The organism is Arthrobacter yangruifuii (assembly GCF_009192775.1).
Lineage (GTDB): Bacteria > Actinomycetota > Actinomycetes > Actinomycetales > Micrococcaceae > Arthrobacter_B > Arthrobacter_B yangruifuii.
Genome location: NZ_VTFX01000001.1, coordinates 835,139 through 849,914, shown reverse-complemented (window position 1 = coordinate 849,914; position 14,776 = coordinate 835,139). Strand labels below are relative to the sequence as shown.

Sequence of the window (14,776 nt, the reverse complement as noted above, 5' to 3'; positions counted from 1 at the left end):
TACAGGTGGCCGCTGAATCCGGCGGAGCGTCGGTGCTCCACGTGTTGACGGATATCGGCGTTTCGGGATACTCCCCTACGAAGCCATCAGTCTAACAGGATGAGGTCCGCTTCGGTGTCTATGTCCCTCCCGTCGGCGAGGTCGGAGCAGTCGACCACGTCCACGAGATAGGGATGAGCGGCCAAAAAGGCCCTGGCACCGGAATCCGAATCAGCATTTTTCCGCGCTGCGCCGGCCGCACTGGCCCCGGCGACGTCCGGCGGGGTTTCCGGCGCCTGCGGGGCCACGGTCTCCGGTACAAGGGTCTGCGGGGCCAGGGTCTCCGGTATCAGGGTCTGCAGCGCCAGGGTCTGCAGCGCCAGGGTCTGCGGCGCCAGGGTCTCCGGTATCAGGGAAGCGTCGAACCACACGGGGTGTCCGCGCTCCAGACGGCCGTCTGCCCCCCGGTACCCTGCGGCGGCGATCCTGCCGGGACGCCCGGCGGCCAGGACGCGTGCCACCACTGCCGGATTCAGGCCGGGCTGGTCCACGAGGGCCACGAGCACCGCTCCCGGGTCATGTCCCAGGGCTGCCTCGACTCCGCACCGGTAGCTGGAGCCCATTCCGAGGTCCCAGCGGGGATTGACCACCACGTCAGCGTTCCCCAGCCGGGCGGCGGTGCGTACTTCCGCACTCCCGGCGCCCAGCACGACCACCACGGTGCCGCAGCCGCCGGCCAGAAGCACGCGTACCTGATGCTCGATGAGGGGCCGGCCGCGGAAGGGCAGCAGTGCCTTGGGGCCGCGCCCGAGACGGACACCCGCACCGCCGGCCAGCAGGACCGCCGTCGTCGTTGCCCTCATCTGCCTATCCCTCCACGTTCCGGCCTTAAACAGGCAGCCGCCGCACCCTGGCGGCGCGGCGGCTGAGGTTACGGGTAATTAGCCTTCACAGTCCTTGCAGTAAGCCAGGCCGTTCTTTTCCACGGCAAGCTGGGACCGGTGGCGGACGAGGAAGCAGGAGTTGCAGGTGAACTCGTCTTCCTGCGGCGGCACTACGCGTACGAGCAGTTCTTCGCCGGACAGGTCCGCCCCGGGCAGCTCAAATCCCTCAGCGGCCTCGGTTTCATCCACGTCAACTACGGCAGACTGCTTATCGCTCCGACGGGCCTGAAGCTCCTCGATCGAAGCCGGACCGGCCTCTTCCTCGGTCTTGCGAGGCGCGTCATAATCTGTAGCCATGTTTTCGGCTCACACTCCAAATCCGTAGTTTCTGTTGCTCCGGGGCACTCGATACTAGCCGAAGATCACGGACATGCAGTTCCCTTCGGTTCACCTCGGCGGTGCCGGCAGCAGATTTGCTGCTCCGGAACCCGGTTCGCATCCCGCCGTCGAGGCCCTCCCCCGGAGGAGGCGCGTGGCACCGCAGATCCGTTGAACAGCGGGATCTGCCGTCAGTGCCGTGCGCCCGCTGCATGTCCAACGTGCGTGCCGTTGGAGAGGTTCCGGCTTTTTGCCGGAAGTTGCCTGCTCGGACGGGGAAACGAAAAAGCGCCGGACACCGGGCTTTCACCTGGTATCCGGCGCCTTTATCCGCCTAGGACTCGGGCTGGGGTTCAGCCGGAGTCATCTTGGACTCGCCGCCGGAGGTGTAGGAACCGCTGGTTCCCGTGCTGCCTGCTGCGGAAGAGCCCGTGGTCGGGGCCGAGCTGGAGTCGCTGCTGCTGGAGCTGCTGGAACCGGTGACCTTGGTGGCGGCGTCCTTGGCGGCACCCGTGACCTTTTCCTGCAGTCCCGGCGCCTTTTCCTTCGCCCAGTCGGTGCCGTGGGACACGGTCTCCTGCACCTTCGGGTCCTTCCAGAGCTGCATCAGCTTTTCACGGCCGCCCTTGGAGCCAACGAGGTAGCCAATACCCGCGCCCGCCAAAAATACGAATTTCTTTACCATGGTCTTCCTCTTCTCCTGCCCGTACCGGGCCTCATAAGTTCCGTCCACATGCACACTACCGTCCGAAACGGCAGTTTCAACAGCCAGCTTACTATTTGGATCCTACCCAAACAGACGGGACCGGATGAGGAAGCGCTTACCTTCGGGCGCTTCCACGGAAAACCCGCTTCCCCGTCCGGACACAACATCCACTGTCAGATGGGTGTGTTTCCAATACTCAAACTGCTCACGCGACATCCAGAATTCGAGCTCTTCCCCCTGCAGGTCAAAGACGCCCAGAAGCACATCGGCCTCTCCTGTCAGGAACTCCCCCTTGGGATAACACATGGGCGAGGACCCGTCGCAGCAGCCGCCTGACTGGTGGAACATCAGCTCACCGTGGATCGGCCGGAGCCGCAGCAGCAGCTCCTGCGCCTCAGGTGTCAGGGCCACCCGGGAAAAGCTCTCTCCGGGCAGCACGGCTGCAGCGTCGAGCGAAGAAGCAAGCGGAGAATCCATCAGTATCCAATCACCACACGGCCATCTACATGGCCTTCCCGGAGTTCAGTCATTACGTCATTAATCTCTTGCAGGCTGCGGACGGTGATGTTGGGGTGGATCAGTCCGCGGTCATAGAAGTCAATCGCCTCAGCCAGGTCCTGGCGCGTACCCACAATGGATCCGCGGATGGTGAGTGCCTTGAGCACGGTGTCGAAAATCGGAGCGGGGAAGTCCCCGGGAGGCAGTCCCACAAAGACGATGGTGCCGCCGCGCCGGGCCATGCCGATGGCCTGGCCGAACGCCGCCGGATGCACCGCGGTGACCAGTATTGCGTGGGCGCCGCCGATTTTCTGCTGAATGGCCGCGACCGGGTCCTCGTTGCGTGCATTGACCACAACCTCGGCACCGTACTTTCTGGCCAGTTCCAGCTTGTCATCGGCGATGTCCACGGCAGCCACACGCAGCCCCATGGCAATGGCATACTGCACGGCCACGTGTCCCAGTCCGCCGATGCCGGAGATGACCACCCATTGACCCGGACGTGCCTCGCTGACTTTCAACCCTTTGTACACCGTGACGCCTGCGCAAAGGATCGGAGCTATTTCCTGCGGATCTGCCCCTTCCGGAATGCGCGCTGCGAAGCGGGCATCCACCAGCATGTACTGGCCGAAGGAGCCGTCCACCGAGTAGCCGCTGTTCTTCTGCTGCTCGCACAGCGTTTCCCAGCCGGTCCGGCAGTACTCACACACGCCGCAGGCGTAGGCGAGCCAGGCGTTGCCAACCATGTCGCCGAGGTGCAGGTCGGTAACCCCTTCACCGACCTGCACCACTTCCCCTACCCCTTCGTGGCCGGGGATGAACGGCGGGGACGGCTTTACGGGCCAGTCGCCGTCCGCGGCATGGAGGTCCGTATGGCAAACGCCCGTGGCCACCAGCTTGACGAGTACCTGCCCCGGGCCCGGGGCAGGTACCTCAACGTCCTCGACGGAGAGTCCTCCACCGAGTTGATTCACTACTGCTGCCTGCATGCTGGCCATGGGATCCTCTTTCCATCAACGGAACACGGTAGTTCGCGCGGAAGACGAATGATCCCTCAGCCTAGGCACGCAGAGGGGCTGCCTAGAAGAACCCCTGCTTGTTTTCGGCGTAGCTGACCAGCAGGTTCTTGGTCTGCTGGTAGTGGTCCAGCATCATGGCGTGGTTCTCTCGGCCGATGCCGGAGGACTTGTAGCCGCCGAAGGCGGAGTGGGCGGGATAGGCGTGGTAATTGTTGACCCACACCCGGCCGGCCTGGATGTCCCGCCCTGCACGGTATGCCGTGTTGCCGTCCCGGGACCAGACACCTGCTCCGAGGCCGTACAGGGTGTCATTGGCAATGGCCATGGCCTCGCCGTAGTCGGAGAACCGCGTCACGGATACCACCGGGCCGAAGATCTCCTCCTGGAAGATGCGCATGTTGTTGGTGCCCTCGAAGACGGTCGGCTGGACGTAGAAACCGCCGGCAAGATCGCCGTCGAGGTGGGCACGTGCTCCACCGGTCAGGACCCGGGCACCTTCCTGCCGGCCGATGTCGAGGTAGGACAGGATCTTTTCCAACTGGTCGTTGGAAGCCTGCGCTCCGACCATCGTGTTGGTATCCAGCGGATTGCCCTGGATCATCTGTGCCGTGCGGGCCAGGGCATCGGCCATGAAGGTGTCATACATGGAGTCCTGAACCAGCGCGCGGGACGGGCAGGTGCAGACTTCGCCCTGGTTCAGGGCAAACATGTTGAAGCCTTCAAGGGCCTTGTCATAGAAGGAGTCATCAGCGGCAGCCACATCGGCGAAGAAGATGTTCGGGCTCTTGCCGCCCAGCTCCAGCGTGACCGGAATGAGGTTCTGGCTGGCGTACTGCATGATGAGCCGGCCCGTGGTGGTCTCACCCGTGAAGGCGATCTTCCGGATCCGGTTCGAGGATGCCAGCGGTTTGCCGGCCTCCACGCCGAAGCCGTTCACGACGTTCAGCACGCCCGCCGGCAGCAGATCGGCAATCAGCTCCATCAGCACCAGGATCGACGTCGGCGTCTGCTCGGCGGGCTTCAGCACGATGGCGTTACCTGCGGCGAGTGCCGGTGCCAGTTTCCAGACAGCCATGAGGATGGGGAAGTTCCACGGAATGATCTGTCCCACCACGCCCAGCGGCTCATGGAAGTGGTACGACGTGGTGTTGTCATCAATCTGGGAGATGCCGCCCTCCTGTGCGCGGATGGCACCGGCAAAGTAGCGGAAGTGGTCGATGGCCAGCGGAAGGTCCGCGGCGAGGACTTCCCGGATCGGCTTGCCGTTGTCCCAGGTTTCGGCGACGGCAAGCATCTCAAGGTTGGCTTCCATCCGGTCCGCGATGCGGGTCAGGACCAGGGCACGCTCGGCCACTGCCGTCTTGCCCCAGGCTCCTGCAGCCTTGTGGGCGGCGTCCAGTGCGAGATCAATGTCGGCGGACGTTCCGCGGGCCACCTCGCAGAATGGACGGCCGTTGATCGGGGAAATGTTTTCGAAGTACTCACCCTTAACCGGGGCCACCCATTCCCCGCCGATCCAGTTCTCGTAGCGCGGCTTGAAGGTGACTTTGGATCCTTCGGTGCCCGGCTGTGCATAAACGGTCATTTTGTGCTCCTTGTGCGTTCGACGCCGATGTCGGTTGCGTATGCTGCGATGCTACGGACCACAACGTTGCAAGCAGGTTGCAATCCTCCCCCGGCCGCTGACCGGCCGGCCTGCTGGCACATTGGCACCGGACAGCCGTACTCTTTCGTGAGCAACGTCCCCGATCCGCAGATCCCCCCTCCCCCACCGACCCAGGACGGCACATGGCTACTCCTTCCGAAACCGGCTCCCTTCCTCCCGGCCGGTTTGTCCGATACCGCTGGTGGGGCCTGCTGGCCATTAGCCTCGGCGTCGCCATGATCATCATGGACGCCACCATCGTTTCCGTGTCCATACCCTCGATCGTTGCGGATCTGGGCATCTCCAGTACCGAGATCCAGTGGGTCCAGGAGATCTACACCCTGCTTTTCGCGGCCCTGCTCCTGACCTGGGGCCGGATCGCCGACCGGGTGGGCCGGCGGCGGGTGATGCTGACCGGCGTCGTCATCTTCGTGGCCGCCAGCCTGCTTTGCGCCGCCGCTTCGTCCGGCAGCATCCTTATCTTGGGACGGGCCGTCCAGGGGCTGGGCGGGTCCATGATCCTGCCCACCACCCTGGCGCTTCTCAACGCCAACTTCCAGGGACGTGAACGCGGCATTGCCTTCGCGGTGTGGGGCTCAACCATCGGCGGCATGGCGGCGGTCGGGCCCCTGGTGGGCGGCTGGCTGACCGAGCATGCCAGTTGGCGGTGGGCCTTCGGGATCAATGTTCCCGTGGGTGTGGTTATACTCGCCGGCCTGCTGCTGTTCGTTGCCGAGTCGAAGGAGGAGATCTCCTCTGCTGCGCAGCGGCTGGACCTGGGCGGAGCGCTCCTGTCCATCGTGGGCTTCGGATCCCTGGTTTTCGGTCTCATCGAAGGCCGAAGCTTCGGCTGGTGGCGCCCCGCGGACGACGCGCTGTTGCAGGTGGGTCCACTGTCTCCTGTTCCGCTGGCCTTCCTGCTCGCCGCCGTGGCGTTGGTCTGCTTCGTCCTGCTGGAACGGAGACGGACGAACGAGGGCAAAGGCGTCATCCTGGATCTTTCGCTGTTCCGGATTCCTTCCTTTGCCAACGGCAACGTCACCGCATTGATCGTGAGTTTCGGCGAGTTTGGCCTGATCCTGTCCCTGCCCCTCTGGTTCCAGAACGTGCTGGGGTACAGCGCGTTCCAGGCCGGCCTTGCCCTGCTTCCGCTGGCACTGGGATCCTTTCTTGCCAGTGGCGGGGTCACCTCGCTGGCTCGGATTTTCCGTCCGGTGGTAGTGGTCCGGATGGGCCTGGGCCTGGAGATCCTCGCCATTGCATCGCTGGCACTGCTGATTGCCCCGGACAGCACCGCGTGGCTGACCTCTCCGATCCTGCTCGTCTACGGAATGGGCGTGGGGCTCGCCACGGCGCAGTTGACCTCCGTGATCCTCGCCGATGTTCCAGTGGCCAAGAGCGGGCAGGGTTCGGCTACGCAGAGCACGGCACGGCAAACCGGATCAGCACTTGGTATTGCCGTTCTGGGGACCGCGTTCTTCACGACGCTGCGTAACGGCACCGAGGACCGTGTGGCGGACGCCGTGGCCAACGCGCCGCAGCTCGCCGGTGTGGTGGATTCCGTCAATGCAACTTCGGGTGGGAGCATCCAGGCCCTGGCGGCCGATCCGCAGACGGCCTTCATTGCGGATGCAGCCAGGGAGGCGATGACCGACGGCGCGTCGCTGGCGAGCTGGATAGCTGCCGCAGCGCTGCTGGTCGGGCTGCTGAGCAGTCTTCGGATCCGGCAGGCGGCCAGCACGGTGCCCGGAGGCTCGGGGCCCGCCGGCACGCCGTCCGGGGGCTCGGAACCTTCCGGGGCCGCTTCACCGGGGCAGGAGAAATAACCCCGTCCGCCTAGGCCAGGTCCCGTTCGATCCGTTCAAGGGCTGCGGCGACGGCTGCCCTGCGGGGTGAGCGCGGCGGAAGCACCTGCAGTGCACGCTGCCAGGCCTCGGCGTCGTGCTCTGCTTCCGCCAGGTGCAGATACTGCAGAAGGGCATCCGCACCGGCGTCGGAGAGCATGGCCTGGCGCAGGACCGCCGAAACGTTGCTGCGCAGCCGGATCAGTGCCGGGGCCTCGGAGCGCGGAAGCACCGGTCCGCGGTACATGCCCAGGGCCAGCCTGTGGGCACCCTGTTCCAGGAACCGCAGGACCTGCCCGGCGTCGAGCGCCAACGGCCGGGCCAGACGGTAGGGGCGGGAGCGCGGGACCAACGGCTCGACCGGTGTCCCGGCCGCCACGGTTTCCATCAGATTGCGCAGCCGCAGCATCTCTGCCCGCACCGTGCCCGATTGTCCGCCGTCGGGATACGCGAGTGCTGCCAGTTCCTCGGCGGTAAGGCCGTCCGGATGCAGCGCCAGCACGGCGAGCAGCTCTCCGTGGCGGGAGCTGAGTTCCACAGATCCGCTTCCGGTATGCAGTACCGCGCGATCCCGGCCGAGCAGCTCCAGGCTTTCCGTATTGCGGGCGGGCGGGGAAGCCGGCCGGCTCGTGCGGCGGCGCGGGGCGCCCAGGGAGGCGAGGGCCCCCTTGCGCGGCTCGTCACGGCCGGCCTGCAGGCGGTGGACCTGAAGCTGCGCTTCGGCGGCGGCGACGGCTGCCCGAACCAGGGCCAGGGTATGCGGGGCGACTGCTTCGGGACCGCCGGTGACGTCCACAACGCCGAGCAGGGATCCCGTGTCCGGATCATGCACGGGCACGGCAGTACAGCTCCAGGAGTGGACGAGCCGGCTGAAGTGTTCCGGACCGGCAATCTGGACGTCAGACCCGGTGGCCAGCGCGGTTCCGGGGGCACTGGTTCCGACCGTTCGTTCGGACCAGTCCGCTCCGGGTACGAACAGCATGCCTTCGGCACGCCTGCGCAGCACCGCATCGCCGTCCACCCACAGCAGGCGGCCCAGCTCATCCCCCACGGCCACCAGCAGCCCGGAATCCTCTCCCGGTTCCACAAGGAGCCGGCGGATCACGGGCATCACGGCGGAAAGCGGGTGGACCGACCGGTAGTAGACCAGCGCGGCGTCGTCGAACACTATTTCCGGACGCGGGGCATCCGGATCCCGGTGGTGCTGGAGGGAACGCTGCCAGGACTCCCGGACGGAGGGCCGCAGCCGTTCCAGCCAGCCGCTGCCGGACCCGAGGCTCTCATGCGCCCGCACGGCGTTCCGGCGCAGCGCATCCGCCGGTATCCGCGGCAGGACACCGGACGGCCCGCCCGCGGCAACACTTTGATTCTGCGCCGCAATGCGCACGGCCCCCGCCTATCCACGCTGATAATCGGGCAACGTCCCAACAACGGACGTTGCCCGCTGAGGGAACATCTCTTTTGTTGGACATGCTCCCATGCGCGGACCGGCGGAGGCCAGAGGAACGGGACTTTAGTCCCGAACGGTTACTCGCCGCGGGAAATGCGGGTCATTTCCTCGCGGTCGACCACCTTGACGCGCTCACGGACGAGTTCTCCGGTCAGCGGATCCGGGTGGATGTAGGACGCCCCGAGGCTGCGCTCATAGGCATCCAGTTTCAGCCAGCCTTCCCAGGTGGTGTACTTCACGCCGCGCTCCTCGAGGAGCTCGATGATCGACGACGGGTCCGGGTGCGTCGCGGCCGGCAGGTTCAGCCGGTCCTCCAGCAGGAAGCCGATGGTTTCCAGCGCATCGCCCTTGGTGTGCCCGATCAGGCCAACGGGGCCGCGCTTGATCCAGCCCGTGGTGTAGATGCCCGGCACCGGAGCGCCGTCTTCGTTGATGACACGGCCGCCTTCGTTGGGAATCACGCCGCGCTGCTCGTCGTAACCCACTTCGGGAAGCTCGGAACCGAAGTAGCCGATGGCCCGGTAGACGGCCTGGACGGGGTAGTCCACGATCTCCCCGGTGCCGCGCACATTGCCGGTGCCGTCCAGTTCGGTGCGCTCGAACTTCATGCCGGCGACCTTCCCCGGGTTCGCGGCGTCGTCGTAAATCTCCACCGGGTTGTGGAGGAAGTGCAGGTGCAGACGGCGGCACGCACCGGTGTCCTGTTCCTCCACCAGCCAGTTGGTCAGGGTGTTGACCATGGTCTTGGTCTGGTTGTTGGTGCGGATCTGCTCGTCTGAGCCCTCGTCGAATTCGAAGTCCTCGGGGTACAGGACAATGTCGACGTCGCGGGAATGCGAGAGTTCACGCAGTTCCAGCGGCGTGAACTTCACCTGCGCCGGGCCGCGCCGGCCGAAGATGTGCACGTCCGTGACCGGGGACTTCTTCAGCCCCGCATAGACGTTGGACGGGATTTCCGTCGTGAGCAGGTCATCGGCGTGTTTGGAAAGGATGCGGGCCACGTCAAGGGCTACGTTGCCGTTGCCGATAACCGCCACTTCCTTGGCGTCCAGCGGCCAGTCCCGCGGGACATCGGGGTGGCCGTCATACCAGGACACGAATTCAGCGCCGCCGAAGGAACCCTCAAGCTCGACGCCGGGCACGTTCAGCGGAGCATCCTTGATGGCGCCGGTGGCGAAGATGATGGCGTCGTAGAAGTGGCGGAAGTCTGCCAGCGTCAGGTCGCGGCCGTAGTTCACGTTGCCGAGGAACCGGATGTCGCCGCGGTCCAGGACCTTATGCAGGGCGTTGACGATGCCCTTGATCCGCGGGTGGTCGGGAGCAACCCCGTAGCGGATGAGGCCGTAGGGCGCGGGGTACTGGTCAAAGAGGTCAATGCTGACCTCAAAATCCCGGTCGGCCTTGGTAAGGATGTCGGCGGCGTAAACACCGGCGGGGCCTGCACCGATTATGGCGACCCTCAAGGGACGCTGGGCGCTGTCCGCGGCTGCGTTAGTCACTGATAGTCCTTCTTCTCTTCTGAGCTTCTGGGTGTGCACTTAACACACAGTTATCTATTCTAAATGCCGGGTTCCCCCGTCGTCTAAACGGCCCGGAACCGCTGCCGGGAATACGTTCCGGCTTCCGCGTGTTAGGCACCACGTGCCTTCCTCAAAACCCGTCCCCGCTGTTGGCGGCGACCGCAATGCTGCAGCCGACACCGGCGTCGCATCCTCCTCCGTTTCTTCTTCCTCGAACACCCCGGCGCCTTCCGGGAAACCGGGGACGTCCGCAGCTCCGGCGCCCGGCCGCGAAAACCTGCCCGGCATTCTGTTCGGAGTCGGAGCGTACGGGCTCTGGGGTCTGCTTCCTCTCTACTTCATGGTCCTCAAGCCTGCCGGGGCTGTGGAAATCGTTGCCAACCGTGTGGTCTGGTCCCTGGTTTTCTGCGCCATCCTGCTCACAGTCATGCGGGCCTGGAAGCCTATGCTTGCTGCGGGACGCAATCCACGGACGGTGGGAACACTTGCCGGGGCGGCGCTGCTTATCGCTGTGAACTGGCTGACGTATTCCTGGGCGGTGCTGAACGAACACGCGGTGGAGGCTGCCCTGGGCTACTTCATTAACCCGCTTGTCTCGGTTCTGCTCGGCGTGCTGGTGCTCAAGGAAAAGCTGCGTCCGCTGCAGTGGGCAGCCATGGGCGTGGGATTCATTGCCGTGCTGGTCCTCGCGCTGGCGTACGGCACCGTGCCTTGGGTGGCTTTGGCCCTTGCGTTCAGCTTCGGGTTCTACGGCCTGGTCAAAAAGGGCATTGGCTCCCGCGTGGATGCCGTCTCCAGCCTGTCGATCGAGACCGCTGTACTCACTCCTATCGCCGTCGCAGTAATGATCTGGCTGTCCGTCACCGGCACGGCAACGCTGGCTTCCAACGGGGCAGGGCACTTCTGGCTCCTGGTCGCTTCGGGCGTCATCACTGCCGTGCCGCTGATCTTCTTCGGTGCTGCTGCCCGCCGTCTGCCGCTGTCCACGGTGGGGCTGCTGCAGTATCTGGCTCCCACCCTGCAGTTCATTCTGGCGCTGACCGTCTTCAAGGAAGCCATGCCTCCCGAGCGCTGGGCGGGCTTCGGTCTGGTCTGGCTCGCACTGGTGATGCTGACCGTCGACATGATCGGCGGCCCGCGCCGCAACCGCAGGCTCCGCGCGGCGACGGTCTAACATCCCGGGGCACGGTTGGAATGCTCGGGCTTCCGCCGGGGGACGTTTCCGCGGGCTTCCTAGAGCGGGGACTTCCTAGTGCCGGGACGTATCCGCGGGCTTCCTAGAGCGGGGACTTCATGGGCACGGTTGGAATGCGTCCAGTCGTCAGCAGGCTCCGTCCGAAACCGGCCTTGGGCTGGCCTTTCCCCTCAGGTGAGTGGGCCGGCGGAGTGACCTGTCCTCCCCAAGGGCGCTCTTTGCCGGGTGCCGGCGTGGTTATCCCCCGCACCGCAGTCTGCTGATGGCGCCTTTGGATTGCTGCGTCACTCTTGTCGTATGACTTTGGATCCTCTGGACGAGTTGCCGCTACCGGCCGAATTCTCCCTCGCGGCTTCCGGTGTGGACCTTGTCCAGCGTGCCGAAGCGGTCCTGGCCGAGGCCGGTGAGCTTCGGGACCATGCAACTTCCGAAGTCGGCCTTCTCGGCCTTCAGGACGCGGCGGATTTCGCCGCCGCTGTTGAGGCCCTGTCACGGATGACGGACTACCTGAAGCTGACGGCAGCCTCGGCCATCGATCGGCAGCGGCCCGCCCATGCTCTCGCCGGCGCAGCGTGGTCAGCGGCTGGAGATACCGTTCCCGGGGCCTCCACCGGGTTTGATGGCCGCAAAGACGCGGCTTCTGCGTCTCTTTCGGGAAAGGAAGCCCATATTCGGGAGTTTCGGAGTACCGCGGAGTTCATGCGCTCCCGCCTTCGCATCTCGCTGGCTGAAGCCCGGCGCCGACTGGCACTGGCCGCAGCTGTCCTTCCCGGAACCACTCCCCTGGGCCAGGTGCTGCCGCCCGCCTATCCCCGGCTCGCTGCGGCCTGCGCAGATGCTGCGCTGGCTGAATCCGGGGTGGATGTCATTGCTCATGCCCTGGAGGAAGCGCTTCCGCGTTTGGAACCGCAGGCTCTGGAAGCCATGGAGAAGCAACTCACAGACATCGGTTCCCGTCAGGACCATGATTTCCTCGTGCGTACAGCCAAACACTGGACCGCCGTGCTGAATCAGGACCAACCGCCCACCGAGGAGGAACTCGCCCGGTTCCAAGGGATCTTCCCTGGTCGACGGCGAAATGGATTGAACCATTTCCATATCTATTGCACTGATGAACAGCACGAGGCACTGACAACCTTGATCAACAGTGCCGCCAATCCCCGACTGACCGGCCGGGAGCACCCGACTCCCGGCAGATCGACCCGCGGTGCCGAGGAAAGCGGGGCTCCCGAAACCGACCGTGTGGGAACCGGGGCAGCATGCCCAGACGGGCCGACAGTCCCCGGCATCTCCACAGATGCCGACATGTCATGTCCCGCTGATGACACACCGGAAACCGGCGAGTCCGCTCCGGCCACAGCGGCACAGGAATCATCTGCCGACGGTGACGTCACCGGCCGCCTGCCGAGGCCAACCCGACCGCAGCTGCTTCTTGAAGGGTTGCTGGCCGCGGTCCGTGTTGCTCTTGCCTCGGGAGGCCTGCCTGCTGCCGGAGGATTACGTCCCCAGGTCATGATCACTATCGGCCACAAGGAGTTGCTGAAGGGATTGATGAGCCCAGCAGGGACGTTGGGCCAGCGGAACTGTGGCAACACCCCGGAGCGGCCGGACTCTCCAGACTCTCCGAACCCTTGGGACTCTCCGGACTCTCCGCACCCTCCGGGTTCTCCAAACTCTCCAGACTCTCCAAACTCTCCAGACTCTCCAGACAACAAACCAAGCGACGATGGTTTCCCGTCGCCGGGAATAGCATCCTTCGCCGGGCCTATCGATACCGGGGCCGTTCGCCGGATCGCCTGCGACGCGGACCTTCTCCCCGTAGTCCTGGGCTCAAAGGGTCAGGTGCTCGATCTGGGCCGGGCGGCACGATTGTTCCCTCCGCACCTGCGCAAGGCCCTGCATGCCCGTGATCGCGGCTGCGTCTTTCCTGGCTGCACTGTGCCGGGGCCGTGGACCGAGGCGCATCATGTGACGTTCTGGGAGCAGGGTGGAGACACCAGCATTGGAAACGGAGTCCTGCTGTGTTCCTTCCACCATCACATCATCCACCAGGGGAACTGGCAGATATCCATGCGCTCAGGTATTCCATGGTTCCGACCGCCGGGCTACGTGGACCCGGACCGTCAACCGCTGCGAAACACCTACTTCCACCCGGGGGCGCCTGCATCAGGCAACCACCCGGGTGGAACCTGACCGGTCCCGGTCTCTGCAAAGACACCCGGCCGCCGTCCCGCCAGGCCCCACCCTTCCAGACGCCAACCTTCCAGACGCCAACCTTCCCGCTGGCACGTTTCCCGGCGCTAGCCCAGAGACAGCACAGCAGTCTCCAAGACGTCCAGTGCATCAAGTAAAAGGTCGTCACCGATGGTGAGCGGCGGCAGCAGCCGGATCACGTTTCCATAGGTGCCGCAGGTCAGCACGATAACGCCTTCCCGCAGGCAGGCAGCGGCAACAGCCTTCGCAGTCTCGGCGTCGGGCTCCTTGGCCCCGGGCCGAACGAATTCCATGGCGAGCATGGCCCCTCGTCCGCGGACATCTCCAACGCCACCGCCCTCCACCGCGAGTGCCCGCAGCCGGGGCAGTACAAGCTCCTCGATGTGCCGTGCCCTACCGGCCAGATCCTGGGATTCCATGGTGTCCATTGCTGCCAGGGCAGCAGCACAGGCGACAGGGTTGCCGCCGTAAGTGCCGCCCAGACCCCCGGGGTGGACGGCGTCGAGCAGCTCCGCACGCCCGGTCACGGCAGAGAGCGGCATTCCGCCGGCAATGCCCTTGGCCATGGTGATCAGGTCCGGAACCACTCCCTCGTGCTGCACCGCGAACCATTCACCGGTACGGCAGAAACCGGATTGCACCTCGTCGGCAATGAAGACCACGCCGTTGGCCTGTGCCCACTCCGCAAGCCGGGGCAGGAAACCCTCTGCAGGGACAATGAACCCGCCCTCACCCTGAATCGGTTCGATCAAAAGCGCGGCAAGCTGGTCTGCACCGATCTGCTTCTCGATCGCCAGGATGGCCCGGTCAGCGGCCTCGGCGCCGCTGATGTTCGGGTTCTCCTCACGGAACGGATAGCTCATGGGCATCCGGTAGATTTCCGGAGCGAACGGGCCGAAGCCGGTCTTGTAAGGCATCGCCTTCGCCGTCAGGCCCATAGTGAGGTTGGTGCGGCCGTGGTAGGCGTGGTCGAAAGCAACGACGGCGTTCCGCCCGGTCGCCGATCGGGCAATCTTCACCGCGTTCTCCACCGCTTCCGCGCCGGAATTGAACAGCACCGTGCGTTTCTCGAAGTCCCCGGGAGTGACAGCGGCAAGACGTTCGGCCACGGCCACGTAGCCCTCATAGGGTGTCACCATGAAGCACGTGTGCGTGAAGTGCGCCACCTGTTCCTGCACGGCAGCCACAACGGCAGGATCGGAGGCTCCCACACTGGTCACAGCAATGCCCGAGCCCAGATCGATGAAGGCATTGCCATCCACGTCCACGATGATCCCGCCGTCCGCGTCGGCGGCATACACCGGAACACTGGAGGCAACACCCTTGGGCACTACGGCAGCCCGCCGTGCCTCCAGGGCAGCGGAGTTCGGCCCCGGAAAGGTGCCGGCAATCCGGCGTCGCTGTTCAAGGCGGTAACTGGGGGTCATAACGGAGGTACTCATAA

12 protein-coding genes are annotated in these 14,776 nt (G+C 65.1%); 3 read left to right on the top strand and 9 right to left on the bottom strand.

Annotation, left to right across the window (positions count from 1 at the left end; all coding sequences use genetic code 11):
- Window positions 1-86 precede the first annotated feature (86 nt).
- From GD627_RS04125 to exaC, 6 genes are all read right to left on the bottom strand, one after another.
- The gene (locus GD627_RS04125) at window positions 87-842 is read right to left on the bottom strand and encodes a nucleotidyltransferase family protein (RefSeq protein ID WP_152271451.1); all 756 of its coding nucleotides are present in this window, start codon (window positions 840-842) and stop codon (window positions 87-89) included.
- 78 nt (window positions 843-920) lie between these two features.
- Window positions 921-1,220, bottom strand: coding sequence for a DUF4193 domain-containing protein (locus tag GD627_RS04120; protein ID WP_146360892.1), 300 nt, complete (start codon window positions 1,218-1,220; stop codon window positions 921-923).
- Between the two features lie 355 nt (window positions 1,221-1,575).
- On the bottom strand, window positions 1,576-1,926 hold the full coding sequence (locus GD627_RS04115) for a hypothetical protein (protein ID WP_152271450.1): 351 nt from the start codon (window positions 1,924-1,926) through the stop codon (window positions 1,576-1,578).
- 102 nt (window positions 1,927-2,028) lie between these two features.
- The gene (locus GD627_RS04110; RefSeq protein ID WP_152271449.1) at window positions 2,029-2,424 is read right to left on the bottom strand and encodes a DUF779 domain-containing protein; all 396 of its coding nucleotides are present in this window, start codon (window positions 2,422-2,424) and stop codon (window positions 2,029-2,031) included.
- Window positions 2,424-3,443 (bottom strand): alcohol dehydrogenase AdhP, encoded by a 1,020-nt coding sequence (adhP, locus tag GD627_RS04105; RefSeq protein ID WP_246165304.1) that lies wholly within the window; start codon window positions 3,441-3,443, stop codon window positions 2,424-2,426. The genes GD627_RS04110 and adhP overlap by 1 nt, the downstream gene beginning before the upstream one ends.
- An 82-nt stretch (window positions 3,444-3,525) precedes the next feature.
- Entirely contained in the window at window positions 3,526-5,049 is a 1,524-nt protein-coding gene (exaC, locus tag GD627_RS04100; RefSeq protein ID WP_152271448.1) for an acetaldehyde dehydrogenase ExaC, read from the bottom strand.
- 203 nt (window positions 5,050-5,252) lie between these two features.
- Between exaC and GD627_RS04095 the strand changes: the two genes are divergently transcribed.
- Window positions 5,253-6,935, top strand: coding sequence for a DHA2 family efflux MFS transporter permease subunit (locus GD627_RS04095; RefSeq protein ID WP_152271447.1), 1,683 nt, complete (start codon window positions 5,253-5,255; stop codon window positions 6,933-6,935).
- Between the two features lie 10 nt (window positions 6,936-6,945).
- Here the strand turns inward: GD627_RS04095 and GD627_RS04090 are convergent, their stop codons facing one another.
- Both GD627_RS04090 and GD627_RS04085 read right to left on the bottom strand, forming a co-directional pair.
- On the bottom strand, window positions 6,946-8,340 hold the full coding sequence (locus GD627_RS04090; RefSeq protein WP_343032375.1) for a GAF domain-containing protein: 1,395 nt from the start codon (window positions 8,338-8,340) through the stop codon (window positions 6,946-6,948).
- A gap of 140 nt (window positions 8,341-8,480) precedes the next feature.
- Window positions 8,481-9,902, bottom strand: a complete 1,422-nt coding sequence (locus tag GD627_RS04085; protein ID WP_152271446.1) for an FAD-dependent oxidoreductase — start codon at window positions 9,900-9,902, stop codon at window positions 8,481-8,483.
- Between the two features lie 142 nt (window positions 9,903-10,044).
- Between GD627_RS04085 and rarD the strand changes: the two genes are divergently transcribed.
- On the top strand, window positions 10,045-11,097 hold the full coding sequence (rarD, locus tag GD627_RS04080; protein ID WP_152271445.1) for an EamA family transporter RarD: 1,053 nt from the start codon (window positions 10,045-10,047) through the stop codon (window positions 11,095-11,097).
- 318 nt (window positions 11,098-11,415) lie between these two features.
- On the top strand, window positions 11,416-13,311 hold the full coding sequence (locus GD627_RS04075) for an HNH endonuclease signature motif containing protein (RefSeq protein WP_152271444.1): 1,896 nt from the start codon (window positions 11,416-11,418) through the stop codon (window positions 13,309-13,311).
- A 107-nt stretch (window positions 13,312-13,418) separates the two neighbouring features.
- Here GD627_RS04075 and gabT read toward each other — a convergent pair whose 3' ends face one another.
- Window positions 13,419-14,774, bottom strand: a complete 1,356-nt coding sequence (gene gabT, locus GD627_RS04070; protein ID WP_152271443.1) for a 4-aminobutyrate--2-oxoglutarate transaminase — start codon at window positions 14,772-14,774, stop codon at window positions 13,419-13,421.
- Window positions 14,775-14,776: the final 2 nt, after the last annotated feature.

What these genes read in the sequence shown, in the direction of transcription:
- GD627_RS04115 (WP_152271450.1), bottom strand. Translation starts at nt 1,926, where the DNA reads ATGGTAAAGAAATTCGTATTTTTGGCGGGCGCGGGTATTGGCTACCTC.
- gabT (WP_152271443.1), bottom strand. Translation starts at nt 14,774, where the DNA reads ATGAGTACCTCCGTTATGACCCCCAGTTACCGCCTTGAACAGCGACGC.
- exaC (WP_152271448.1), bottom strand. Translation starts at nt 5,049, where the DNA reads ATGACCGTTTATGCACAGCCGGGCACCGAAGGATCCAAAGTCACCTTC.
- GD627_RS04075 (WP_152271444.1), top strand. Translation starts at nt 11,416, where the DNA reads ATGACTTTGGATCCTCTGGACGAGTTGCCGCTACCGGCCGAATTCTCC.
- adhP (WP_246165304.1), bottom strand. Translation starts at nt 3,443, where the DNA reads ATGGCCAGCATGCAGGCAGCAGTAGTGAATCAACTCGGTGGAGGACTC.
- GD627_RS04095 (WP_152271447.1), top strand. Translation starts at nt 5,253, where the DNA reads ATGGCTACTCCTTCCGAAACCGGCTCCCTTCCTCCCGGCCGGTTTGTC.
- GD627_RS04110 (WP_152271449.1), bottom strand. Translation starts at nt 2,424, where the DNA reads ATGGATTCTCCGCTTGCTTCTTCGCTCGACGCTGCAGCCGTGCTGCCC.
- GD627_RS04125 (WP_152271451.1), bottom strand. Translation starts at nt 842, where the DNA reads ATGAGGGCAACGACGACGGCGGTCCTGCTGGCCGGCGGTGCGGGTGTC.
- GD627_RS04120 (WP_146360892.1), bottom strand. Translation starts at nt 1,220, where the DNA reads ATGGCTACAGATTATGACGCGCCTCGCAAGACCGAGGAAGAGGCCGGT.